Genomic DNA, 24905 nt, shown 5'->3' with positions numbered 1-24905 from the left:
AGTACTCATTATACCGAAATGTCCTAGCCCTGATAGCAGTGAAAATCCTTGTTGCTTTTTTTAAAAAAGCAACAAGATTGTAGCGGATAGCAGGATAAAGCTCCTAAAAAAATTATTCGATTTCCACTAGAATTGGACAATGATCAGAGTGCATCGCATCAGATAAAATAACGGCTCTTTTTAATTTATGTTTCAACGAATCACTAACTAAATTGTAATCGATGCGCCAACCTTTGTTATTGCCTCTCGCTCCAGCGCGATAACTCCACCATGTGTATTGATGAGGCTCACTGTTAAAATGGCGAAAACTATCTACAAACCCAGCTTTCATAAATGTATCAAGCCACGCTCTTTCCTGAGGTAAAAATCCAGAAACATTTTTATTGCGAACGGGATCGTGAATATCGATTGCTTCATGACAAATGTTATAGTCACCACAAATTATCAGGTTCGGAATCGCCATCTTTAGATCGTTTACATAATTTTGAAAATCGTCCATAAACATGAATTTGTGATCTAAACGATCAATATTAGTTCCTGATGGCAAATACAAGCTCATTACAGATACATCATTAAAATCAGCTCGTAGATTCCTGCCTTCAAAATCCATGTGGGCAATACCAGTTCCATAAACAATGTTATTAGGTTTAGTTTTAGAGAGTATCGCTACTCCGCTATAACCTTTTTTTGTTGCTGAATAATAATATTGATAGGGATAACCAGCGGCCGTGATTTCATCCACTGGGATTTGGTCTTCAGTAGCTTTAATTTCCTGAAGGCAAATAACATCTGGATTTGCTTGTTGTAACCAGTTAATAAAACCTTTAGAAATGGCGGCTCTGATTCCGTTAACGTTGTATGAAATAATTTTCATTGAAGAGAGTTTTGATTTTCAAAAGTAATAAAAAAGTAGAAGTTTGATTTAGAAAAACAAAGAAAATGGACTTTTTTGCTATCTTTGTTTTTCGCTTTAAAAATAATAAATAAATGGGTTTAGTAACCGCCAAAGAAGTTGCGAAAGCGATAAATGTTGATAAATACGGATTTCTTGGAACTTTTTCCGGGTGGATACTAATGAAGATTCTTAAAATTTCAAATTTAAACAAGGTTTATGACAGAAATAGACATTTAAAAGATGTCGCTTTCTTGAACGGAATTTTAGACGATTTGCAGATAAAATTTGAAATACCAGAAGAAGATCTTAAACGTTTGCCAAAAGACGGTGCTTATATAACGATCTCAAATCATCCATTAGGCGGAATTGACGGCGTTTTATTGCTGAAATTAATGCTTGAACGAGAACCCAATTTTAAAATTATTGCCAATTTTTTGTTGCACCGTATTGAACCCCTTAAAAAATACATAATGCCGGTAAATCCTTTTGAAAATCATAAGGATGCAAAATCAAGCGTGGTGGGAATAAAAGAAACGTTGCGTCACTTAAGTGATGGAAAACCATTAGGAATGTTTCCTGCAGGAGAAGTTTCTACCTATAAAGATGGAAAATTAAAGGTGGACAAACCTTGGGAAGAAGGAGCGATTAAAGTAATTAGAAAAGCCCAAGTTCCTGTTATTCCAATTTATTTTCACGCTAAAAATAGCAGGTTGTTTTATTTACTTTCTAAAATAAGCGGAACTTTTAGAACTGCAAAATTACCTTCGGAAGTTTTTAGTCAAAAAAAACGGGTGATCAAAGTCCGAGTTGGTAAACCAATTTCAGTTATTGAGCAAAATGAATATAAAACGATTGACGAATACTCGGAGTTTTTAAGAAAGAAAACCTATATGCTGGCCAATCCTTTCGAAAAAGAAAGCCCTTTTTTGCCAACACCATCCTTAAAACTTCCTAAAAGCCCGAAAAAAATTGTAACGGGAGCTAATCAAGAAAAAATGATTGCTGAGGTTGAGGTTGCTAGAAACAGCGATTGTCGTCTTTTACAAAGCAAAAACTATGAAGTTTTCTTTAGCGAAGCTACCAATATTCCTAATATTTTACATGAAATAGGACGACTACGAGAAATTACTTTTCGCGAAGTAGGCGAAGGAACAAATGAAAGCATCGATTTAGACAAACATGATAAGTATTACCACCATTTATTTTTATGGGATAACGAGGCAAATAAAATTGCTGGTGCATATCGAATGGGTTTAGGTTCTAAAATATATCCTAAATACGGTATAAATGGCTTTTATTTGAATGACCTTTTCCGTTTTGAACCTGAATTACACGATATGATGCACAAATCTATAGAGATGGGTCGTGCTTTTATTATCAAAGAATACCAACAAAAACCAATGCCACTTTTTCTGCTTTGGAAGGGAATTATGCATACCACACTGCGCTATCCAGAACACAAATTTTTATTAGGAGGTGTAAGTATCAGCAATCAATTTTCTGATTTTTCTAAATCATTGATGATTGAATTCATGAAATCAAATTATTACGATCCCTACATAGCGCAATACATACACCCCAAGAAAGAATACAAAGTAAAATTGAAAGACGCCGATAAAGACTTCATTTTTAATGAAACCGAAGCGGATCTAAATAAGTTTGATAAAATAATTGACGAACTTGAACCAGGAAGCTTGCGTTTGCCAGTACTGATTAAAAAATACATTAAGCAAAATGCAAAAGTGGTCGCCTTCAATGTAGATCCACTTTTTAATAATGCTGTTGATGGATTAATGTACATCAGGATCTCAGACATTCCTGATAGCACTATGAAACCAGTAATGGAGGAATTTCAAAAAGAGCTAGAAAGAAAATTAACGGAGAAAGAAGATTAGCCTTACCAAAATTTAAAAGCCCGTTGATTCTAATCAACGGGCTTTTTAAAAAACTAGAACCATCCTTTTTTATTCACTTGATAGGTTTGGTAAAATTCTTCATCCGACTTTGTAAGATAAATTATTCCTTCAATTAGTCCAATAATGCTTCCTATTCCGCATGTTATTACAGATATAACAAGCTGAATAATCCCTTCAGTAGTGTAACCTAATATAAATTTATGAACTCCTAATGAGCCCAAGAGGATTGCTAATACTCCAGCAACAATTTTTTTGTTTTCTTGTCGTACAGGTTGAGGATTGTTCCATTGTTCTTCTTTTGAATTTTCCATTTTTTTTAGTTATTTATTTAGTTATTTATTTAGTTATTTAGTTAAGTAATAATTTGCCCTATTTACAAGTAGTTGTATTTTAATTTTATCTTATCCACTATAACCTGTGCCAATCGCTCATGACTTTCAAAGGTCCAGCCAGCAATATGAGGCGTTAAAATCACATTTTGAGATTGCATCAAATACTGAAAAGCTTCGGGAGTGTTTTTATCGTTAAAAAGCGTTTCAAAAGATAGTTTTTCATATTCCAAAACATCCAACCCAGCACCAAGAATTTTGCCAGATTGCATTGCAGCAACTAAATCAGCGGTAACGATATTTTTCCCTCTCGACGTATTAATGATCCAAAAAGATTTTTTAAAATCCTCAATAAACTTAGAATTGATCATTTTATCTGTTTCTGGAGTCCACGGAATATGCAAACTAAGTACGTCTGTTTTTTGTTGTAATTCTTCGAGTGAGACTTGTTCCGCATTTGCGTCGGCCACGTTATTTAAAATATCATAACACAATACTTCTACATCAAAACCCTGTAACTTTTTGGCGAAAGCCTTTCCCATATTTCCATAACCGATGATACCTATTGTTTTGCCATCCAATTCATGACCCCGGTTAATTTCCCGATTCCAATTACCTGATTTTATTTCAGCGTCAGCTTGATTCAAATTATTAAAAAGAGACAAAATCATTCCTAAACTATGCTCGGCCACGGCATTCCGATTGCCTTCTGGAGCTGCAATAAGCGAGATGTTTTTTGAAATTGCATATTCGCAATCGATACTTTCTAATCCCGCTCCTACTCTAGCTATAAACTGCAAATTAGTAGCTTTATCTAAAAAACTCTTATCGATTTTAAAACGACTGCGTATCACAATTCCCTGATAACCTTCGATTATAGCTTCGACTTCTTCTTTCGAAGATTTAAAATCGCTGTGATTTATAAATCCAGCCTTGTTTAGTTGATCCCAAAGCAAAGAATGATTACTATCGATGTGGAGGATTTTTATATCCATAAATTTGAAATTTTAGCACTACCAAAATAACAAAAAAAATACGGTTTATGATTTTAAAAGGCAAAATTAAACTCGAAATTCTTAAATTAGCAATTCTAAAATTTTGTTGCAGCTATTTACGCCGTAATAAATAAAACACAAAAATGAGATTAACAAAAACTTTTAATGCTTTTTTTGAAAGCGAAAAATCTGGCGGTCTTCTATTACTTTTTGCTACAATAGTTTCTCTTTTATTAGCAAACTCAGCCATTTCTACTGATTACATTGGGTTTTGGGAAACCAAGTTAGGAAGTCATTCAATAACTGAATGGATTAACGACGGTCTAATGGCCATCTTCTTCCTTTTGATAGGTTTAGAATTAGAACGTGAAATCTATCAAGGCGAACTATCAAGCATTAAAAATGCTTCATTACCCATTTTTGGGGCACTTGGAGGCATATTAATTCCTGCTGGAATCTTTTTACTTTTAAATTATGGAACAACTACTCAAAACGGTGCTGGAATTCCTATGGCAACCGATATTGCTTTTGCAATAGGTATTTTATCACTTTTAGGGAATCGTGTACCTACATCTCTAAAAGTATTTTTAACTGCTCTTGCTGTAATTGACGATATTGGTGCTATACTAGTAATTGCAATATTCTACTCTGATGGAATTGCTTTTATGAATTTGTTTATCGCATTTGCCATCATGGGTGGATTGTTTATTTTAAACCGGAGAAAAGTTCACAACTTAATTCCGTACTTAATTGGTGGTGCTGGAATGTGGTATTTTATGTTAAATTCAGGTGTTCACGCGACAATTACTGGAGTTTTATTAGCTTTTGTAATTCCGTTTGGTAATGGCAGCAAAAAAACTTCTTCTTATAAATTACAGCATTTCTTACATAAACCAGTAGCTTTTTTCATTCTTCCGTTATTTGCAATAGCTAATACTGGTATTGCGATAAGTTCCGATTGGAATGAAGGCTTAAATCATCCAAATACCATTGGAATTATATTAGGATTAGTTGTTGGAAAACCGCTTGGGATCTGGCTATTTTCATTCCTTGCTGTTACTGTAGGTGTATGTACATTACCAAGAGATTTGAAATGGAAAAATATTTTAGGCGCAGGAATGCTTGGCGGAATAGGTTTTACAATGTCTATTTTTATAACGTTATTGGCTTTCAAAAATGACGGAGCAGAAGTAATTAATTATTCTAAAATAGCCATTCTTATTGCATCCTTTATTGCAGGAACCGTTGGGTTTTTATTTTTAAAATTTACCTTAAAACCAGCTAAAGTAAAAAAGGAAAAATAGTAGTCTTATTTTTAATATACAAGAAATAGCCACGTTCAAAATAATTTGAACGAGGCTATTTTTTTACAAAAGATGACGTAATAAACATTTAAAAAATGTTTTTTCAAGTTCTATCCGATGATTCCTTAAGTAGATTGTCTCTTAATATTTTAATCAGTATTTTACTCGAATAAAATAGAATATAAATACTTTTTTTGTTAGATCAAAAAAAAAAGTCTACCTAAATGCCCAATAATCAACTACCGTAATTTTTGCCGGCGCGGGATTCAGCAACGCTACAAAGGCTTTATGATCTGGATGGATAAGATAAGCATCTCTATCAGCTTCATTTTTAAAAGTAATTGTGAAACAGTGCGACAATCCATTATTGAGGTTTTCGGGACTGCTATTAATACCATATTCATATTCTTTAATGACTTTAATTTTATTCTTTAGTTCTCCAAAAGCTGTCACTATCTTATCAATTACTGCAGGATCAGTTCCTTCTTTCCATCCAAATAAAACAACATGTCTCAGCACTTCTTTTTGATTTTTTTGTTGTGCATTAGCACAGTAGTTACTTGACATCACAACCAACAATATTAAAATTAATTTCTTCATTACGCTAAATTTGATTTCAATTAATTTTTAAAAATTAATAGCACTACTTAAAAACCTATCCTTTAATTTGTTTCAAAGAAGTTTTAATTCCTCTAATTAACGACGAACTGAATCCGTGCATTTCCATTTCGTTTAATCCAGCAATAGTGCAGCCTTGAGGTGTGGTAACGCGATCAATAAGTTGTTCTGGGTGGACTTTTTCTTCTAACAGCATTTCAGCTGCGCCTTTTACAGTTTGTGCTGAAATAGCTAGTGCTGTTTGCCAATCAAATCCAATCTCGATTCCCGCTTGCATCGATGCTCGAATATACCGCAATGCAAAAGCAGTACCGCTGGCCGCTAACACAGTTGCTGCGTCCATCAATTTTTCATCAATTATAGGAGCAGTTCCTAAACTTTGAAATAGAGAAACTACACTTTGTGCTTTGTCTTTATTTTGTTCTTGAAATGCAATACAAGTCGCCGACGCGCCAAATTGTGCTGCAATATTAGGCATAATTCGAACTGCAATATTCGAACCTCCAATTTTGTTTTGTAAAATATCAATTGATAATCCACTCACTGCTGAAGCGATAATTTTATTAGAAATTGCTGGTAGGATTTCGCTCAGCACTGTATCTACTTGATAGGGTTTTATCGTTAGAATAATAATATCAGCCTCTTGGATAAGATGCGTATTATTTGTGGAAACTGTAGCACCTAATTTTTCAAGATAAAGGATACTTGAAGTATTTCTGCGTGTTATTGTAATTTGATTATCCATTGAAAATTTAGATAATCCTAATGCGATTGAAACACCTAGGTTGCCGCCGCCAATAATGTGTACTTTCATGCGCTGGTTGTAAAATTTCTTATCCTGAACCCTCTTCAAAGAAATAAGCCGAGAAGGATGTGTTAGCTGTTTCGTTTTTTTCCAGACTGTTTCTCAAGAATTAATAAATTGAATTATGGAGTATCAGTTGTTTAGTTTCCAAAAATAGTTAAAATCAGCAACTAATACATAGGACTTCAATACTTAAATAGATCGAGGTTTTTAAAAAATTAAAAAGATTACGTAAAACACTAAGGAATCAAGAAAAATTAAGGTTTAAAATAGTTTAATAAACTACATTTTATTGAGTTTATAGAGTAACTCCGTTTGTGGGACCATTTTAAAAGGCAGTTCGCAAATTACTTTGAGGTCATTAATTATCGTCTATGCTTTACATTCTGTGACTAATGAATGCGGATTGAGAACTTTCGGCAAGCAAAATGTTTTCACTAAAAGAAATTTTCTGGCTAGAAGAAATTTAGAAATGGCACTTAGCGTGTGTTACTTATGGACAAAAAAAGGACAAGATTGTTCTTGTCCTTTTTTAATTAATTTAAAAGTAATGCTCCAGTTTTACTTTCGCCCTTATTAAATGTAATAGTTATAACTTTCGTTTTTTTCACCCCTTTTAACGAATAGTGGGCAGAAAACCTCATGTTATTTTGATTATTATTAATCTCATTAAAGATATTTGTATATTCTAAATTTGAAAAGGTAGCAATACCCTGCTTATCAGTTGATACTTGACCATTCGCAAAATTAGGTTCGTCTCCAATAACTCCCCATGTACTTTGATCATATACGTAAACCACCATTCCTGAAACTGGTCCGTTTGCGTCAGTTACCGTAATTTTTGCGTTTGTTTTAGAATCTGTACTTTCATCGTCATCTTTAGAACACGAATTTAATGATAGAATTAAAGCTACAGCTACTACTGATTTTAAAAAAAATTTCATTTGTTTTAGTTAATTATTGTTAAAAATTGGTCGCAAAGATAAAAATTTTTACTTAGCATGCACGTTCTTTTTAACAAAGTTTGGGTTACTTGCAGGTAACTATTATCTATTAAGCATTTTGAATAATAAACCTATAAGATCGTAACTGATACAGTGTGTTTTACATTATAAAATTTAGTTTTTGGTTTTAACTTAAAACCCTAAAATTATCTTAGCAATAGAAAAATAAATTAGAATTCCACATATATCATTACTAGTTGTAATAAATGGACCGGTGGCCAGCGCTGGATCAATACCAAATTTATCCAACAACAATGGAATAAAAGTTCCAATCAATGACGCAATAATAATTACTGAGATCAATGCTGTGGTAACAATTACGCCAATAATAACCTCAACATCTAATAGGAAATGGCTACCAAGAAATAAGATCGTGGCTAGAATAACTCCGTTTAATAAACTTAATGAAACTTCTTTAACTAATCTGCTAAACAATGATCCGCTCAATGTATTGTTTGCCAAACCTTGTACAATAATTGCTGAGGATTGCACGCCAACATTTCCAGCCATGGCAGCAATAAGCGGCGTAAAAAAGAACAGATTGCCATGCTGCAGCATTGCACCTTCAAATAACCCAAGCACTTTTACTGAAATAAAACCGCCCAACAGTGCCAAAACCAACCAAGGTAATCTTGCTTTTGTATGTTCAAATATACTGTCATCAGCTTCAACGTCCTGCGAGATACCTGCCGCTAACTGGTAATCCTCATCGGCTTCGTCCTTGATTACATCAACAATGTCATCAATGGTGATTCGACCTACTAATCTACCTAATTCGTCTACTACTGGAATGGCCTCTAGATCGTATCGTTGCATGATTCTAGCAACCTCAACATCTTCAGTGTCGACTTCTACAAAATTTAGTTTTCGAATATAAACATCACTGACCGCTGTTCTAGAAGAGGTAGTCAATAAATCTTTCAGTGATAAACGGCCTTTCAAGCGGTCTTCATCATCCACCACATAAATAGAATGAACTCTAGAAATGTTTTCAGCTTGAAGTCGCATTTCTTTTACGCAAGTGAGAACGTTCCAATTTTCATTGACTTTAACCAATTCCTTGTGCATCAATCCACCCGCTGTGTCTTCGTCATAACGCAGCAAATCAACAATATCCTTTGCGTGTTCAACGTCCTGCAGTTCTGATATTACTTCGGCTTTCAAGTCTTGCGAAAGTTCCGCAATAATATCGGCCGCATCATTAGTTTCTAGTTCGTCTAACTCCTCAGCGATTTCTTTTGGCGAAAGCCTGCTTAATATATTTTCACGCAAATCGTCCTCTAATTCAAGAAGAATTTCAGCCGTCTTTTCACTATCTAAAACTTTGAAAATATAGGTTGCTTCATTAAAATCAAGCTCATCAAGAATTTCAGCAATATCAGCATGATGCAAGTCATTCAATAAAAGTTCCAATTGCTGGTCGTTTTTATTGAGAATGAGTAGCTCTAATTCCTGAATTAATCCTTTGCTGATTTTAAATTCCATCGGCTTCTATTTTTTGAGTAAGTTCTATGAACTGTTCTACATTTAATTGCTCTGGTCTAAGATTGAAGACTTCATCTTCTCTTAAAGCATCTGACAAATTTAAGGTTTTTAAACTATTTCTTAGCGTCTTTCGTCGCTGCTGAAAAGCAGTTTTAACTACTGTAAAAAATAATTTTTCACCGCATGGCAAACTATAATCTTGCTTTCTGCGCAAACGTAAAACTCCCGATTTTACTTTTGGAGGTGGAATAAATACATTTTCATCAACCGTAAATAAATATTCGGCATCATAAAAAGCTTGCACTAGAACCGAAAGAATCCCGTAAGCTTTAGTTCCTTTTTTTTCACAAATACGTTGTGCAACTTCTTTTTGAAACATCCCTGCAAATTCAGGAATTTGATGGCGGTATTCTAATGTTCGAAAAACGATTTGGGTTGAAATATTATAAGGAAAATTACCAATTATTGCAAATTGCTTTCCTTCAAAAATCTCGTTGATGTTGTACTTCAAGAAATCTTTAGAAATAATTTTATCCTTTAATTTTGGATAATTTTGATCTAAATACGTTACCGATTCTGTGTCTATTTCAATAACGTAGGTATTCACCGGTTTATCCAATAAATACTTAGTCAAGACACCCATTCCTGGTCCAATTTCTAGGACATCATCGTATCCTTCTAAATTTAGAGTGTCGGCAATATCTTTTGCAATGCTTTCATCCTTTAAAAAGTGTTGTCCGAGGTGTTTTTTAGCTGTTACTTTTTCCATTTTATTGTATTTTGCCAACACGGCAAGAAGTTTTTTTATTTTATCTAAGTCGTTGGACTATTTTTTATAACCTATCTTTTCTCGTTCTGGAATAATTTCTTTCTTTTCCATTAATTCATCAACATATTGAAACACGAGTTCTATATTCTTACCTTGATTTTCAATTTTCTTTTTCATGATTTCAAATTCTATACGCAAATCAGAATTATCAGATAGCAACTGTCTTGTTTTAGTAAATATCCTCATTATCTGAATATTAGCTTGAATTGCTTTTCCACTGTTTAAAACACTCGATAACATCAGTACTCCATGTTCTGTAAAAGCCATTGGTGCATAACGCAAACCCATCTTGACGGCATTTGACATCTCTATTTGTGACCTCCAATTTTCAAATTCCATATTTGTCAATTCAAACATAAAGTCCTCTGGAAATCTGTCTAAATTTCTTTTAACCTGTTCCTTTAACCTTTTAGTTTCAACACCATAAAGCGCTGCTAAATCACGATCAAGCATTACTTTTTGATTTCTAATGAAATAAATCTTACTGATGACAATATCATCTGGAATTACAGAAAGTTTATTATTCATAAGATAAGATTTTTATGTTTGTTATATTGGAGGTCGCAATTTGCGACCTCCAATAGCACTTCAACGTAATTTACAATATTTGTACAAAAAATCGAAAATTAATATACTGTAATTTTGCTACATTTAAATTATTTACAATGTCTCTCGATATATTCTTTTATTAGAAAGTGCTCTCTGAGGTGTTTATTATTTGTTTGAAAATTGACTTTCATCTGTTTAATAATCAGCGATTAATTCTAATTCCGTTCTAAAAGCGAGCATTTTATCTCCAAATAATTTTAATCCCTCTTCTCTAAAACCTGGCGCATCCTCTTGGTAATATTTTTCTAAAGTTTCTTTACTATCTGTTGTGTACTGGACTGAATAAGTAACTCCACCCATTTCCTCCTCGATTAAAACGCGCACTAATCGCGCCGATGAAAATTTACCTGTTGCTAAAATTTCTGGAATGTGCTTGTGTTGCATCCAAATCATCCAATGATCGTGCACACTTTCGTGTATGTTTGTGGTAACGTTATATATAATCATTTTTGTAAAGTTGATTATTCGGTTATTTGTTTAAGCTGTTACTTGTCTAACCGATTAAACAAATAACCATTTAAACTATTTTTATAAATTTGTATCGCCTCTTAATTGTCTGAATTTTTTTCTAGCCTCGACAAAATGGATGCTATCCTGATGATTGAAAATGATTTTTTCATACAAAGGCTTTGCTTTTTCTGGTTCTTGCAACCGTTTATTGTAAATTTCTGCTGAAAAATATAAGGCTTCATCTATATAAATCCCGTCACTATGTTGTTCAATAATTGCTTGATATTGGCTTAAAGCCAAATTATAATCGGTTAACTTTTCATAAATAGTGCCGAGTCGCAACAATGTCACTGCTTCAATTTCTTCTCCTTTATGCGTTTTTAAAATGAGTTGAAATTGCGTCACAGCCTCCTCGTTTCTGTTTTGATACAGCAAATAATCGCCTTTAGCAAATTGTTTTAATGCAGTTTGCGTCGAATCGGCAACTGTATTATCATTTATTAATAAAAAATATTCTAATGCGTCATTAGCAATCAATTGTGTATTTGCTGATTTTAACTCTTTGAATTGTTTCAACGCATATTCAAAATCAGTTTTAAAATAACTTGTTTTTGCCGCTTTCAATGTCGCCTCATGCGCTAAAACATCATTTTTCAAATCCACTTCAATTTGAGAATAATACAATAAAGCTTGATTGAACTTCTCCTCATAAAGCAATATATCCGCAAGTTCCATTTTGGCTGTAGCCAAATCATATTCATTCAACTGAAGCTCTAACGCTTTTTTTACTATTGCTTTTCCTTCCTCTGGCTTTTTTAATTTAAAAGCAACAAAATGTGCCTGAATTAGCTGCAAAGATAACGTAAAAGGACTAATCTCAAATTCTTTCAAAAGCGTGGTAAGTTCCTCGTTTATTGCTGCAAAATCTTTTTCGGATGCTTTTTCAATTTTGATTTCCACTAAATAGGCATTTGCTTGAATAAGCAATTGTAAATCCTTACTATTTTCCAATATAAAACCTAAAATTTCTTTGGCAGCTTCTTGGTTATCTTCTTCAATGGCCAATTGCCCCAAATTTAAAATCGCAGAAAACGATTCGGGATTTCGTTTATATATTGCTTTCTCTTGAATAAAAGCTTTTTCAAATTCTTTTTGCTGTACATAAAACCAACTCAAAAAGCGATTCCAATAAATATCTTGAGTCTTTTGCGTTCTTAAAACCAGCGCTTTGCGCAATTGTTCGTTGAAACTAACACCGCTATCATCATCCATAAACCGCAGCAGCTGATTCTGGATCATCACTGAATTTTGCGGATTTTCAACTGATTCATCTAAAAAAACAGTAATCATCATATCTACATTACCAACTTGACCGTAAAGCAACGCCATTTGGTAATTGAAATTAAAATTGGGATCTAATTCAACTGCACTTTGGTAAGACTTTAATGCATACTCTAAAAGAACTTTTTTTTCGAAAGAATTCGCAATTGCATAAACTTCGTTTGGATTATTCTTAATCCGTTCTAATGCTTGATCGTATAAATTTTTAGCTTTTAGATCGTTTTTTTGTAACTGATAATTATAGCCTAATTCCACAACAAGATTCCCTTGTTTGTATTTGTCTAATCGCTGTTGGATCGCTTTTTCGGCAATATCAAATTGCTTTAGTTGCTGATAACAGTCAATAGTTTTTAAAAAATACTGCGAGTTTTGTGGAATACTCTTTAATAATTCTTCATAACCAATTCGGGCTTTTTCAAAATCGCCTTTTTCATAATAATATTGCGCTAATTGTTCATTTTGTGCGAACGCAAAAAGCGAAAATAATAAAGTGATATAGAGAAAAAAGTGCTTCATATAATAAGTGTTCGGTATTCGGTGTTCAGTAATTCAAAAAGTGTGTTTTCCAAAAAGCGAACCGAACACTGAGAACTGAAAACTAAAAACTAGTTAATCAATAATATCAAATCCGCAATACGGACGCAAAACCTCCGGGATTACAATTCCTTCCGGAGTTTGATAATTTTCTAAAATTCCAGCCAAAACTCTTGGCAATGCCAAAGCACTTCCGTTCAAAGTGTGTGCCAATTGATTTTTTCCGTCTTTATCCTTGAAACGCAATTTCAAACGATTGGCTTGAAAAGTTTCAAAATTTGAAACAGAACTGATTTCTAACCAACGATCTTGGGCTGTTGAAAACACTTCAAAATCATAAGTTAAAGAAGCTGTGAATCCCATATCTCCGCCACAAAGACGCAAGATTCTATATGGTAACTTCAATTCTTGCAGAATAGATTTAACATGTTCTACCATTCCATCCAACGCTTCATAAGATTTATCAGGATGTTCCACACGAACAATTTCTACTTTGTCAAATTGATGCAAACGATTTAATCCGCGTACATGTGCACCGTAAGAGCCTGCCTCACGACGGAAACATGGCGTGTAAGCCGTAGTTAAAACGGGTAATTCATTTTCGTTCAAGATGACATCCCGAAACAAATTGGTTACCGGAACCTCAGCCGTTGGAATTAAGTACAAATCATCGGTTTTGTCATGGTACATTTGTCCTTCTTTATCTGGCAATTGTCCCGTTCCATAAGCCGAAGCTTCGTTTACCATGTGTGGCACTTGTACTTCATTGTAACCTGCTGCGGTATTTTTGTCCAAGAAATAATTGATTAAGGCACGTTGCAATTTGGCACCTTTACCTTTATAAACTGGAAATCCTGCGCCAGCGATTTTTACACCTAATTCAAAATCGATAATATCGTATTTTTTTACTAATTCCCAGTGCGGCTGCGCACCTTCATGTAAAACCGGAATATCGCCTTCCTGAAAAACGTTTAAGTTTTCCTCCGGTGTTTTTCCAACAGGCACAATATCTGCAGGAAGATTGGGCAATGTATATAATTTCTCTAAAAGATCTGCGGCAAGAATATCAGCAGTTTCTGATAATTTTTTGCTTTTGTCTTTTAATAAAACTGTTTTTTCTTTTAAAATTGCGGCTTTGGATTTCTCACCACTTTTCATTAATTCACCAATATCTTTGGATAATTTATTAGATTCCGATAAAATTCCATCTAGCTGCACTTGCGTAGCGCGACGTTTTTCATCTAGTTGTACCACTTCTTGAACAATACCTTTGGCATCCATATTCCTTTTTGCCAAAGCATTGATTACTTTTTCCTGATTTTCTCTAATAAATGCGATTTGTAACATAGCTTGATTTTTTTTGCGCTGCCTTTTATAATAATGGAAGCAAATTTAAGGAAATGTTTGAGACTTATTAGACAAAGTTTTGAGGAAAAAGAGAATATACTTCTTGCAACCTATTGCACTTTTTTATGACAGCAGCGGCTTTGCAAAAATTACACTACCAAAGAATTGTGTAAAATTTTATTTCCACGTGTTTATGTTTCCCGTAATCATAAAAAACAATTAAATATTAGAATGTAACTACCCAACAATTAATACGTTGGAGGTATTATAAAAAAACATATTTTTGATTAAGTTTTATGTTAAGATTAACATTTTAAGGCTTTTAGGCGAATTATAAACATCAAATGTAGAAATCTATATGGGTAACATTATGAATCGTAGGAATTTATTTAAGTTGGTATTGAATAAATTTAAAATAAATCAGGATTCCAAGGATCCTTTATTTGAAAAATATTCCAGAAAAATATTTAATGGAAGAAAGTATCAAAGCAATACAAACACTAAAAATTCTAGCTTTACAGATAGAGTTGTTCCAGTTAGCAGTGGCTTGAATCCCTACACTGGCACTTGGGGAAAAACGGAAGTGTTGCATTTATTGCGGCGAACTGGTTATGGGTTTAAAAAAGCCGATGTTGATTCCTTGCTTGCCACAAGTATGAATAATGCAGTCAATGCCATACTAAACGTAAACACAACTCCACCTTCACCTCCAGTAAACTCTTATAATAATTATTCCCCTGATGAAAACAACTTAGCTTACGGAGCTGATTGGACAAATGACCCTTTGCCTTCGGGCGCAAATACCACTAATTCAAGAAGAAATGATTCCCTCTCGCAATGGAATTTTGGTTTGGCTTGTAACCAAGACCTCACCATTAAGGAGAAAATGACTTGGTTTTGGTATCATTTTATTCCTGTTGATTTTGAAACTGTCCGCACCTCCCCATTTTCGTTTGCTGGAACCAATTCTTGCCGAATTTTACACACCTATTTGAAGATGTTTCGGGACAATCCTCTTGGAAATTTCAAAACTATTATTAGAAAAATGGCAACGCAGCCCGCTATGATGTATTATTTGAACAATCAAGCAAATACTAAAACATCTCCTGATGAGAATTTTGCACGTGAAATAATGGAGCTTTTTACGTTAGGAAAAGACCCATTAAGCCAGTTTACAGAAGTTGATGTAATTCAAGCTGCTAAAGTATTGTCAGGATGGAGAGTTGTCAATTTAAATACTGTTAACCCAATTACCAATTTTGATTCAAGCCTTCATGATACAAGCAACAAACAATTTTCATCATTCTTCAATAATACCATAATCAACAATGCTGGAGCATCAGAATTAGACGCTTTTATTACGATGATTTTCTCGAAATCACAGGTAGTATCAGAATACATTTGCCGTCGTTTATATCGTTATTTTGTTTATTATGATATTGATGCTACGATAGAATCTACTATAATTACGCCACTTGCCCAAACATTTGTAGCTAACAATTGGGAAATAGCACCGGTGTTAAACCAACTTTTTAAAAGTCAACATTTTTTTGACATGGCAAATAGAGGCGTTTATATCAAATCCCCTTTTGACTTGGTAATTGGTAGTTTACGAACTTTTAACCTGAATTATAATGTTGCTAACCCTGCAAATCATGAAGCGCAATATCGAGTTTGGAACTATTACAACAATACTATTTTAAGCGGGTTAGAACAAACGATGGGGAAAATACCGAACGTCTCGGGATGGGTTGCATTTTATCAAAATCCTTCCTTTCATGAATATTGGATAAACTCTAGTACCACCCAAAAAAGATTTGATTTCTTAAATAAAATTTTTAGCGGTTACAATCTTGTTTACAACGGATTAACGACTCGTATCGAAGTTGATTTAATTGCCTTCATTCAACAATTTGACCCTCCAATTTGTTTAAATCCTGATTTATTGGTAGCTGAATGTGTAACGTTTTTATTGCCGATAGACCTCAGCGCTATTCAAAGAAACGAGATAAAAACACAAACTTTGCTCTCTAATCAAACGACAAATAATTATTGGACCTCAGCATGGTCGCTTTATCTTAGTGACACTTCCAATACCACCAACAAAAATAGCGTAAAAACAAGGCTGAAATCCTTACTTGTAACTCTTACCCAACTTGCCGAATACCAACTCATGTAACCTTTTGAAGAAATGAAAAGAAGAAATTTTATAAAAACAAGTGCTTTAGTCACGATCCCATTAGCTTTAAATGGCATTCCGGTTATGGCTTCCTCTTCTATTGAAAGCAATGCGTTAGACATATTGGCAAATGCTGCAGTAAATTGCGGAAAAATATTAGTTATCATTCAAATGAATGGTGGAAACGATGGATTAAATACTGTTTTTCCGTTAGATAAATGGACTAATTTAAACAATGCTCGCGCTAATATTTTAATGAATCAGAACGCCGTTTTGCCATTGGCTAATAACGACACAACTGGGATACATCCCGCCATGAGTGAATTAAAAAATTTACATGATAATGGCAAATTAATGATCATTCAAGGGGTCTCCTATCCCAATCCAAGTTTTAGTCATTTTAGAGCAACTGATATTTGGTTTACCGCTTCTGGCAGTAATCAAACCTTAGATAGTGGCTGGCTTGGTAGATCTCTGGATACAATATACCCTAATTTTCCTAACGATTATCCAACGACAGAAATGCCTGATCCATTAGCGATTCAAATAGGTTCTACATTGCCATTTTCCTTGCAAGGACCCAATATTAATATGGGTTATAATGCCCCAGATCCAAATGCCCTTTTGAATGTAATTAATCAAATTACAGATCCAGCTCCAAATTCTGATTATGGAACTGAGCTCACCTTTTTGCGTTTAATGAAAGACCAGAGTAATGTGTATCGAACAGCAATTCAGAAAGCCTATAACACCGCACAAACACAAACAACTACCTATCCAAGTTTGAATAAATTAGGAGACCAGTTAAAAATTGTTGCCAAGTTAATAAACGGAGGACTGCAAACCCCTATTTACATTGTCAATCACCCTAATACTTCTGACTTGCATAGCGGTCAAGTAAACATTACAGACAAAACACAAGGCGCTCATGCTGCTAATTTAAGTATTTTATCTAAGGCAATAAGTGCCTTTCAACAAGATTTAGAGCTTATGGGAAAATCTAATTTGGTAACCGGAATGACTTTTAGTGAATTTGGTCGCCGAATTAAAAGCAACGGAAGTTTAGGCACCGATCATGGATCTGGAGCACCAGTAATTGTGTTTGGAGCTGCATTGAATACGGGAATTAGTTCTATCAATGCCCAAAATCCTGTTTCTGGAATGATAGGAAGCTCGCCAAACTTACCTTTGAACGCAACCGTGTCTGACCAAGTAGCGATGCAATTCGATTTTAGACAAATTTATTCTTCCATCATGCAAGATTGGTTATGCATGAGTGAATCTCAAACTACAGATGTTTTAGGAGGAACTTTTGCAAAAGTGGCGCTATTCAAAACTAGTACTGTGGGCAACGATTCTTTTGAAAACCATGCCTTTTTCTCCGTTTATCCCAATCCGGTTACGGAGAACACGATTACCATTACCTTTAATGATAGTTTAAATGGGTATGTAAACGCGCGCTTATATTCTATTCAGGGAACACAACTCTTTAACAAAGCCTATAGAGTAAACGGAAATCTTTTAAAGTTTTCTCCTGATACAATTATCACACCTGGAATTTACATTTTAGAAATAGAGTTTAACAACTATAAATTTCACAAAAAGGTCATTGTTTCTAGATAAAAATAAAAAAATGTTTTATTCCCTTTTTATTTCGTGACCCACAAATTCTTCTACAGCCGCAAACATATCATCAACCGAAAGTACTTCTAGATCTGGATGTGATTTTAAGAAATCAGCGTTAAGTTGTATCAGGTTTTCTTCAATTTCATAAAAAGCATCGTTATTCATTGCATCCCGAATTGGATTTACGCCTTCCAATTTCCCTTTGAAGAATTTATCTCGTTTCACAGAGCTCATTAATTTAACTTTCTTGCATTGTTGTTGAAATAATTCCAAATGTTTTTCGGCACCCAGCAAAGTTAAACCTTCTTCAATTAGTTCGTTTAATTCCGTATCCCATCTAGAATTGTAAACAAATTGTGCAAAATTACCTTCGGTATATTGAGAAGTGTAATAATCCAAATAATAACTCATCAATGCATCTTCGTGAATCAAATCATCATCAATTTTTTCCTCACGCATTAAATTAATCACCGAAATATTTGAGTTTATAATATCTTGTGGGTTTCCGCTAGCGGCAGCGGTTTCTGAAATTATGATTCGACCGAATTCCATTTTAGTTTAATTTAGGGTATTTGGGCAAATTTCGTGTAAAATATTGAGGGATAAAAATGTTTTTAAACACCGATTTTAGAGATTAGGAAGATTATTCGAATCATCACTACTTTTTTTCTGATTCATTCTTGTAACCAAAGTTTTCAAACGCAATGCTTTTTCTTTTTTCTCGTCTTGCAGTTTAGCCTTTTTACGATTGACCAATTTGGTGTGCAACGCCTTGTTTTTGGTGTTTTTTTCAGGTCCTTTGGGCATAATTAAAATTTTGATACATTTTGTTTACAAATTTAATGAAACTCATCATTGTATTGAGTACATAAAGATTGATTGTCAATTTCTTTTATTTAAAATGCATTAGTTTATTACGGTATTAATGCGCTAAAAAAATGGTGATAGAGATTTAATGTTTGTTTTTATTTCGAAGTATTCCACCACTAGCGTCTTTTGTGTACTGAATAAACATAAAAGCCTCGCTGTCTATCTCGGTAATTTTCTCTTTAATTCGGAGTATTTCCAAGCGAGTAACTATAGTAACAATAATATCACAATCTTGTTTTTGATCGAAACTATCAGGCAAAAAACCGCGCTCGCCTTTTATTATGGTAATTCCTTTGCGAAATTTATTCGAAATTAAAAATTTGATTTCTTCACTCTTTGCGGAGATTATATGCAGTGATGTGTAATGTTCAAATCCATTTGTAACATAATCAAGTGCTTTAACAGCCGAGAAGTAAGTTACAATGGAATACAAAGCAGTACTTATACCAAAAAACCAAGCAGCAGCTAAAAAAACGGCACTGTTAATACCAAAAATTACTTCTGATACATTTAAACCAATTTTTCGCGTGGTTAATAAAGCGAGAATTTCTATCCCATCTGCAACAGAACCACTGCGAATGCAAAGTCCCATTCCAACACCGATTAAACAGCCTCCAAATAACGCGATCAAAAGACGATCTGAAGTCACAGCATCAACTTGAATGAAAGTCATGCTTGCGGCAATTAAAATAAAAGTGAATAAGCTTTGTACAGCAAAGGTATTACCTAAAATTTTTTTTCCGATGTATAAAAAAGGAATGTTAAGTACTAGTACTAAAATCCCAAAAGGAATGTGCGAGATTTCATGAAGTAAAATGGAAATACCAGTCACACCGCCATCTAAAAATTTATTAGGCATCATAAACCCTTTTAAAGCTAGAGTTATAAAAGCAACACCAACTAGGTTCAAAGTAATGTTTTTAGGCTGAAAGATTTCTTTCCAGTTAACACTTTTCAAATGTCTCATAATTGCATTTTATTTTACATTAAAAGTTTTACAAACCTTGACCACAAATGAAATTTGAGTCAAAATAAAGAAATATAAGTTCGTTTTTTTGGCTAAATTCTGATTTTTTATACTTTTTCACATTTAAATTTTCAAAATTACAGTGTCATTAAAACATTATTATTAACTTTGAGTACCTCAGATGCAATATACTAAAAATCAAATTGTTACACAACTATAATTATATTGAAACACTCACTTTAAACTTTAAAAAAAATAGATTATGAAAAAAAATGTGCAGATAGTGCTAACTGTTGATGCAGAAAAGCTTTATCATATGAAAAATTACAATCAAGATGATATTGATTCTTATTGTACAATGACAGACGACAATGATGGTAAAACAGATAATGGAAAGGTTCAAGATTTTCTATCCAATGTTTATCTATCAAAAAGCGTGGAATGGGTTGGGGCATCTTCAAACAAAGATTACGATGTTGCGATAGATCGAATTGTTTACGATTTTGACCTCAATGATCCTGCAGACATCTACTTTTTAGAAGACGATGAAAAAATTTATGGCACCGGAGGGAACCACAGTAAAGTGGTAGCAACTGTTAAAGATCAACAAGAAATCGTCGATACACAAAATATTTACAAAATTAACTTTAGCATTTATCATAAAAAAGAGCGGAAAGAATTCTTGGTAGACCCTAAACTTAAGGCAAATACTTAATGAATAAAAAAAGGCAACTTTTAATCCTGATTAAACATTCCTTTTTGGCAATCTTATGTATGCAATTTTATCAAAGCAATGCTCAGAATCAACAGGTCGCCGATAGTCTAAAAATCATTTACGAAGCGAACAATTTTTCTGGTACAGAAAAAATGGAAGTGCTTAGGAACCTATCGTTTAATGAAATAAACGATATAAAGTTGTCATTGAATTATGCTAATGAGCTAATCAAATTATCAAAAAAAGATAAAAATTATATTTATTTACATAGAGGATACCTTCAGCAAGGTAATGCTTTCAGACTATTGGGTGATTTAAATAAAGCTTTAGATGCCTTTTTTAAAAGTAATGCTGCAGCAGTTAAAATAGATTTCGATGCCGGACAAGGATCTGCTACTATGTCCATTGCTGATGTGTACTCTGACATCGGTAATCCAATTAATGCTCGAATTTACTACGAAAAGGCAATCACAATCCTACGTAGAACTGCCGACACAATTTCGTTGGCCACAGCATTATTAAATGCAGGAGAAGAATACGCTAATAGTCGTAATTTCAAAAATGCGCTGGCCTATTATAGGGAATCTGGAGTTTTATTCGAAAAAGTAAATTACGAAATAGGCACTGCCTATAATATAGGAAACATCGGGATGCTTTATGCAGAAACTGGCGAGGATGAAAAAGCAATGATTTATATTAATAACGCTATTAACATTCTAGAAAAAAATAAAGACTATTATGCTATTTCAGACTACCTTACCTACATGTCTGATATCTATACTAATCGAAATAACACGAAAAAAGCACTAAAATATGCAAGTCAAAGCTTAAAATTGGCTATCAAACATGGACTCAAAAAACAAATAAGTATTTCAAATGAAAAGTTAGCAGAGCTATATCAAAAATCTGGAAATTATGAAAAGGCTTTACAATTTTATAAAAAACATATTATTTATAAAGACAGTTTAAAAAGTATAGAAATTGTTCAAAAAATAGCAGACACTAGAACAAATTATGAAATTTCACAAAAGCAAATAGAAGTAAACCTACTTAATCAGCAAAAAACAAATCAAAAAATCATTATAATTTCATCATTGATTTTTCTTTTTTTAACGCTATTACTTGTTATTGGCCTATACAGACGCTATGTTTTTATTAACAAAACAAATAAAATAATTGAAAAAGAAAAAAACCTTTCTAACAGCTTGTTGCTTAATATTCTCCCTGCGGAAACTGCGGTAGAACTTAAAGAAAACGGAAAAGTTTTAGCTAAAAAATATGAATTAGTTACCGTTTTGTTTACTGACTTTGAAGGTTTTACAAATTATTCTGAAAATTTGTCTCCAGAACAATTGGTAGAAAGCATAGATTATTATTTTTCAAAATTTGATGAGATAATTGAAAAATATGATTTAGAAAAAATTAAAACTATTGGCGACTCTTACATGTGTGCTGGCGGAATTCCTTTCAAAACTGAAGATCATGCTTATCAAATAATCCTGGCGGCCGTAGAAATTATCGATTTTGTCGAAAAATCAAAAAGTAGGTTACTTGACAATCAAATTAACTTTAAGATTAGAATAGGAGTAAATTCTGGCTCTATAGTCGCAGGGATAGTAGGTACAAAAAAGTTTGCTTACGATATTTGGGGCGACACTGTTAATATAGCCTCCCGAATGGAATCGAATTCTGAAACAGGAAAAATAAACATTTCTGAAAATACATATCAATTAGTAAAAAACCAATTTTCTTGCACATATCGCGGTGAAATCGAAGTAAAAAATAAAGGAATGATGAAAATGTATTTTGTTGAAAACCTAATGTAATGGCAAGGTAAGAATTCTCAATTCTAAAATTATTAATAAATTTAAAACTTACTGAACAGATCATTGAGAATAAAAAAAGTAAAAGCACATTTCCCAAATTTTATAATCCGTTTTATTTCGAATTAAATGATCACACTGTTTGCACAGTAGAGTATTACCGCGAAGATTTTATTTTTTAAACTAAATATTATGAAATTACGTGTTTTTATCCCGTTTTTACTAACATCATTTATCACTTTTTCGCAACATGAACAAAAAGAGATGATTAATCTTTTTGATAGCATTCAGGCTATTGAACCCTATGAGCAGCTCTACTCTAAAATCAATAAGCTATCATCCGAAAAGAAAAATCAGCAAAATGAATTACATCAATTACTTGAAAATTACCAAACACTTAAAGAATTTTTTTTTCGCCAAGTCCTATACAGAAAAGTATTTGATCAGTTAGAGTTAGGAATTATCCCTGATTCTTTAGAAATAGAAACCTATTTGAACTCCGCAAAAAATGAGAGTTGGATAGATTATCATTGGACACTTTTTGAAATACCAAAATTAAATAGTAAAGCTCCAATTATTATTTTTGTTGATTCTAATAGCGATACTATCTTGAAAGAATATTCAATATTTAAAGGATATCCTTTTACTGATTTTGGATTAGCTTTTTACAAAGAAGATACATTACTGCTCAAACAGTATCCCAAAGTAGCAGCAAGGATAAAAACAGGAAAAATTGTTTTTAGCATGCAGTCATTTGCATCACCAATTCATCTAAAAATGCAAATTATGATGCTAGAATTTCCTTCGAAATTATTTACAAATACTAACAAATCGATCACTAGTAAAAATATGTTAGCAGATAATTTACTTTCTTGGATCTCTGATCAAGCTGCTCTTGTGATCAAACGTTATTATCCAAAAGGAGATATAGTTGCTAATTATTTAAAACTTGAAAAAGAAAAACTCGCTAATGCATCAATTGATAAAAAAATTGATTTGCGAATAAAATTCATCGAATTCCTTAAAATAAAATACCCAGAATTATGGAAATAAAATCATTACACAGCTATATTATTATTTTGTTATTGATTTTGAGTTCAGTTGTTTTATATGCTCAAAAAGAAAAAACTACTAATGATTTAGTTAATGAATTTAGTGCCTCGCTGGATTCTTTATCAAAAAATGAAGCCCATAACACGAAATTAGTTCAAGATGACCAACAGAAATTTACTTTAGGCAATAATGCTTACGACTCCCTACAACTTGACAGGCAATTAAAACAATTTGATTTTACAGCAATGCATCAAAACCGTTGTTTTACATGGCAATTTTACAGTAGTATTTTTATTTTTATAATAGTAATGTTTATTGTAGGAATGGGTCTTGTGCTTTCCTACAAACAGTTTCAACTCTTGGAAATTCAGGTAAAAGCTAATGTTTTAAAACCAAAATCAGAGATAACTACAATAGAAGCTGAAAACACTAATATTGAGATTTCACAAACTGGTCTTAAAATAAATACGGGTGTAATAGGACTTGCCATATTGTTTCTTTCGCTGGCCTTTTTCTTTCTTTATTTAAAATATGTATATCAAATTGAAGTAATGGCAACCACCAAATAGGATTTTTACTTTTTTGTGTTTAAGGAAATTTTAGTTTGCATGGTCTCCTTTAAATTTCTTAATATTTTAATTAGAATCTGTTTAAAACGCTTACAGGTCTAAATTGCTTTTAAAAACTACTATCGACAAATTCTTGCCTTTTTATGTTTTTCACTAAAGTAAAAAGTTAAACCACCAGCAAAATATAAAATCACATCAATCCAGTCTGCAGTATATCTTGGATTAACTGTAGGAAGGTAATATTCAAAATAAATAGAATAATAACTTGCTAAAAAAATTACGAAACCTACTGGGAACTTAAAATATTTATCTTTTTTGAGTCGCTTTATTATAAATTCCATAGCAGCAAGCAACAGCGGCAGACATAACAAATCATTAACATAGTTATTGATTACAGCTGGTAATGGAAAGTGTAATCGCTGCATTATGTAAATTAACAGCGCTATTCCAAACATTCCTATATAAATTGATTTTCTAAACATATAATATTCCCGCTGTCCAAGCCGAAACTGCTGTTATAATTGCTCCGATACTCCATGACGAAGTCAATGTTTGAATTACTTTATTTATCGAAATTATCGTTCTATTTGCGTTTCTTTCTAAATCACTTTTGCTCTGATTTTGTATTTTCATATTCCTTAA

Annotated in this window: 25 protein-coding genes; 8 read left to right on the top strand and 17 right to left on the bottom strand. The window is 33.0% G+C overall.

Annotated elements, in window-relative coordinates:
* Nucleotides 1-112: 112 nt before the first annotated feature.
* Nucleotides 113-874 carry an exodeoxyribonuclease III gene (locus BUB42_RS09640; protein WP_073019638.1) on the bottom strand — a complete coding sequence of 254 codons (762 nt, stop codon included), beginning with the start codon at nucleotides 872-874 and terminating at the stop codon, nucleotides 113-115.
* Nucleotides 875-987: 113 nt separating this feature from the next.
* Here BUB42_RS09640 and BUB42_RS09635 point away from each other — a divergent pair, with 113 nt between their 5' ends.
* Nucleotides 988-2790 carry a GNAT family N-acyltransferase gene (locus tag BUB42_RS09635; protein WP_073019636.1) on the top strand — a complete coding sequence of 601 codons (1803 nt, stop codon included), beginning with the start codon at nucleotides 988-990 and terminating at the stop codon, nucleotides 2788-2790.
* Nucleotides 2791-2843: 53 nt separating this feature from the next.
* Here BUB42_RS09635 and BUB42_RS09630 read toward each other — a convergent pair whose 3' ends face one another.
* Nucleotides 2844-3122, bottom strand: coding sequence for a TM2 domain-containing protein (locus BUB42_RS09630; protein ID WP_073019634.1), 279 nt, complete (start codon nucleotides 3120-3122; stop codon nucleotides 2844-2846).
* 62 nt (nucleotides 3123-3184) lie between these two features.
* Complete coding sequence (locus BUB42_RS09625) at nucleotides 3185-4135, bottom strand: 2-hydroxyacid dehydrogenase (protein ID WP_073019632.1); 951 nt, start codon at nucleotides 4133-4135, stop codon at nucleotides 3185-3187.
* A 143-nt stretch (nucleotides 4136-4278) separates the two neighbouring features.
* Between BUB42_RS09625 and nhaA the strand changes: the two genes are divergently transcribed.
* Nucleotides 4279-5439, top strand: coding sequence for a Na+/H+ antiporter NhaA (nhaA, locus tag BUB42_RS09620; protein ID WP_073019630.1), 1161 nt, complete (start codon nucleotides 4279-4281; stop codon nucleotides 5437-5439).
* A gap of 216 nt (nucleotides 5440-5655) precedes the next feature.
* On the opposite strand, the gene BUB42_RS09615 is transcribed toward nhaA, so the two are convergent.
* The 9 genes from BUB42_RS09615 to serS form a co-directional block, all read right to left on the bottom strand.
* Entirely contained in the window at nucleotides 5656-6039 is a 384-nt protein-coding gene (locus BUB42_RS09615) for a Dabb family protein (RefSeq protein WP_073019628.1), read from the bottom strand.
* A 55-nt stretch (nucleotides 6040-6094) separates the two neighbouring features.
* Nucleotides 6095-6871 (bottom strand): pyrroline-5-carboxylate reductase, encoded by a 777-nt coding sequence (proC, locus tag BUB42_RS09610; protein WP_073019616.1) that lies wholly within the window; start codon nucleotides 6869-6871, stop codon nucleotides 6095-6097.
* 527 nt (nucleotides 6872-7398) lie between these two features.
* The gene (locus BUB42_RS09605; RefSeq protein WP_073019614.1) at nucleotides 7399-7806 is read right to left on the bottom strand and encodes a hypothetical protein; all 408 of its coding nucleotides are present in this window, start codon (nucleotides 7804-7806) and stop codon (nucleotides 7399-7401) included.
* A gap of 192 nt (nucleotides 7807-7998) precedes the next feature.
* Nucleotides 7999-9351, bottom strand: coding sequence for a magnesium transporter (gene mgtE, locus BUB42_RS09600; protein WP_073019612.1), 1353 nt, complete (start codon nucleotides 9349-9351; stop codon nucleotides 7999-8001).
* A complete protein-coding gene (rsmA, locus tag BUB42_RS09595; RefSeq protein WP_073019610.1) occupies nucleotides 9341-10120 on the bottom strand; it encodes a 16S rRNA (adenine(1518)-N(6)/adenine(1519)-N(6))-dimethyltransferase RsmA in 780 nt (259 codons plus the stop codon). Before rsmA ends, mgtE begins: the two co-directional genes overlap by 11 nt.
* Before the next feature lie 57 nt (nucleotides 10121-10177).
* Nucleotides 10178-10708 carry an ORF6N domain-containing protein gene (locus tag BUB42_RS09590; protein WP_073019608.1) on the bottom strand — a complete coding sequence of 177 codons (531 nt, stop codon included), beginning with the start codon at nucleotides 10706-10708 and terminating at the stop codon, nucleotides 10178-10180.
* A gap of 216 nt (nucleotides 10709-10924) precedes the next feature.
* Entirely contained in the window at nucleotides 10925-11236 is a 312-nt protein-coding gene (locus tag BUB42_RS09585) for a DUF4286 family protein (protein ID WP_073019606.1), read from the bottom strand.
* An 81-nt stretch (nucleotides 11237-11317) separates the two neighbouring features.
* The gene (locus BUB42_RS09580; RefSeq protein ID WP_073019604.1) at nucleotides 11318-13096 is read right to left on the bottom strand and encodes a tetratricopeptide repeat protein; all 1779 of its coding nucleotides are present in this window, start codon (nucleotides 13094-13096) and stop codon (nucleotides 11318-11320) included.
* Nucleotides 13097-13189: 93 nt separating this feature from the next.
* The gene (gene serS, locus BUB42_RS09575; RefSeq protein WP_073019603.1) at nucleotides 13190-14461 is read right to left on the bottom strand and encodes a serine--tRNA ligase; all 1272 of its coding nucleotides are present in this window, start codon (nucleotides 14459-14461) and stop codon (nucleotides 13190-13192) included.
* A 370-nt stretch (nucleotides 14462-14831) separates the two neighbouring features.
* On the opposite strand from serS, the gene BUB42_RS09570 reads away from it, so the two are divergent.
* Nucleotides 14832-16640: a DUF1800 domain-containing protein gene (locus BUB42_RS09570; RefSeq protein ID WP_170857209.1), complete on the top strand. Its 1809-nt coding sequence runs from the start codon at nucleotides 14832-14834 to the stop codon at nucleotides 16638-16640.
* A gap of 12 nt (nucleotides 16641-16652) precedes the next feature.
* Nucleotides 16653-18263: a DUF1501 domain-containing protein gene (locus tag BUB42_RS09565; RefSeq protein WP_073019599.1), complete on the top strand. Its 1611-nt coding sequence runs from the start codon at nucleotides 16653-16655 to the stop codon at nucleotides 18261-18263.
* A 15-nt stretch (nucleotides 18264-18278) separates the two neighbouring features.
* Here BUB42_RS09565 and BUB42_RS09560 read toward each other — a convergent pair whose 3' ends face one another.
* The 3 genes from BUB42_RS09560 to BUB42_RS09550 form a co-directional block, all read right to left on the bottom strand.
* On the bottom strand, nucleotides 18279-18818 hold the full coding sequence (locus BUB42_RS09560) for a DMP19 family protein (protein WP_073019597.1): 540 nt from the start codon (nucleotides 18816-18818) through the stop codon (nucleotides 18279-18281).
* 75 nt (nucleotides 18819-18893) lie between these two features.
* The gene (locus BUB42_RS09555) at nucleotides 18894-19073 is read right to left on the bottom strand and encodes a hypothetical protein (protein WP_073019595.1); all 180 of its coding nucleotides are present in this window, start codon (nucleotides 19071-19073) and stop codon (nucleotides 18894-18896) included.
* Between the two features lie 145 nt (nucleotides 19074-19218).
* Entirely contained in the window at nucleotides 19219-20103 is an 885-nt protein-coding gene (locus BUB42_RS09550) for a YitT family protein (protein ID WP_073019593.1), read from the bottom strand.
* Between the two features lie 262 nt (nucleotides 20104-20365).
* Between BUB42_RS09550 and BUB42_RS09545 the strand changes: the two genes are divergently transcribed.
* From BUB42_RS09545 to BUB42_RS09530, 4 genes are all read left to right on the top strand, one after another.
* On the top strand, nucleotides 20366-20818 hold the full coding sequence (locus tag BUB42_RS09545; RefSeq protein ID WP_073019591.1) for a hypothetical protein: 453 nt from the start codon (nucleotides 20366-20368) through the stop codon (nucleotides 20816-20818).
* A 44-nt stretch (nucleotides 20819-20862) separates the two neighbouring features.
* Nucleotides 20863-22644 carry an adenylate/guanylate cyclase domain-containing protein gene (locus tag BUB42_RS09540; RefSeq protein ID WP_244533916.1) on the top strand — a complete coding sequence of 594 codons (1782 nt, stop codon included), beginning with the start codon at nucleotides 20863-20865 and terminating at the stop codon, nucleotides 22642-22644.
* A 189-nt stretch (nucleotides 22645-22833) separates the two neighbouring features.
* Nucleotides 22834-23694 carry a hypothetical protein gene (locus BUB42_RS09535; RefSeq protein ID WP_073019587.1) on the top strand — a complete coding sequence of 287 codons (861 nt, stop codon included), beginning with the start codon at nucleotides 22834-22836 and terminating at the stop codon, nucleotides 23692-23694.
* Nucleotides 23685-24263 (top strand): hypothetical protein, encoded by a 579-nt coding sequence (locus BUB42_RS09530; protein WP_073019585.1) that lies wholly within the window; start codon nucleotides 23685-23687, stop codon nucleotides 24261-24263. Before BUB42_RS09535 ends, BUB42_RS09530 begins: the two co-directional genes overlap by 10 nt.
* A 119-nt stretch (nucleotides 24264-24382) precedes the next feature.
* Here BUB42_RS09530 and BUB42_RS09525 read toward each other — a convergent pair whose 3' ends face one another.
* Together BUB42_RS09525 and BUB42_RS16415 are read right to left on the bottom strand one after the other, a co-directional pair.
* Nucleotides 24383-24688, bottom strand: coding sequence for a hypothetical protein (locus tag BUB42_RS09525; RefSeq protein ID WP_244533914.1), 306 nt, complete (start codon nucleotides 24686-24688; stop codon nucleotides 24383-24385).
* 49 nt (nucleotides 24689-24737) lie between these two features.
* A complete protein-coding gene (locus BUB42_RS16415) occupies nucleotides 24738-24896 on the bottom strand; it encodes a hypothetical protein (RefSeq protein WP_170857208.1) in 159 nt (52 codons plus the stop codon).
* Between the last annotated feature and the right edge of the window lie 9 nt (nucleotides 24897-24905).

Source organism: Flavobacterium micromati (assembly GCF_900129585.1).
GTDB classification, from domain to species: domain Bacteria; phylum Bacteroidota; class Bacteroidia; order Flavobacteriales; family Flavobacteriaceae; genus Flavobacterium; species Flavobacterium micromati.
This window is presented reverse-complemented; position numbering and strand designations above follow the sequence as displayed.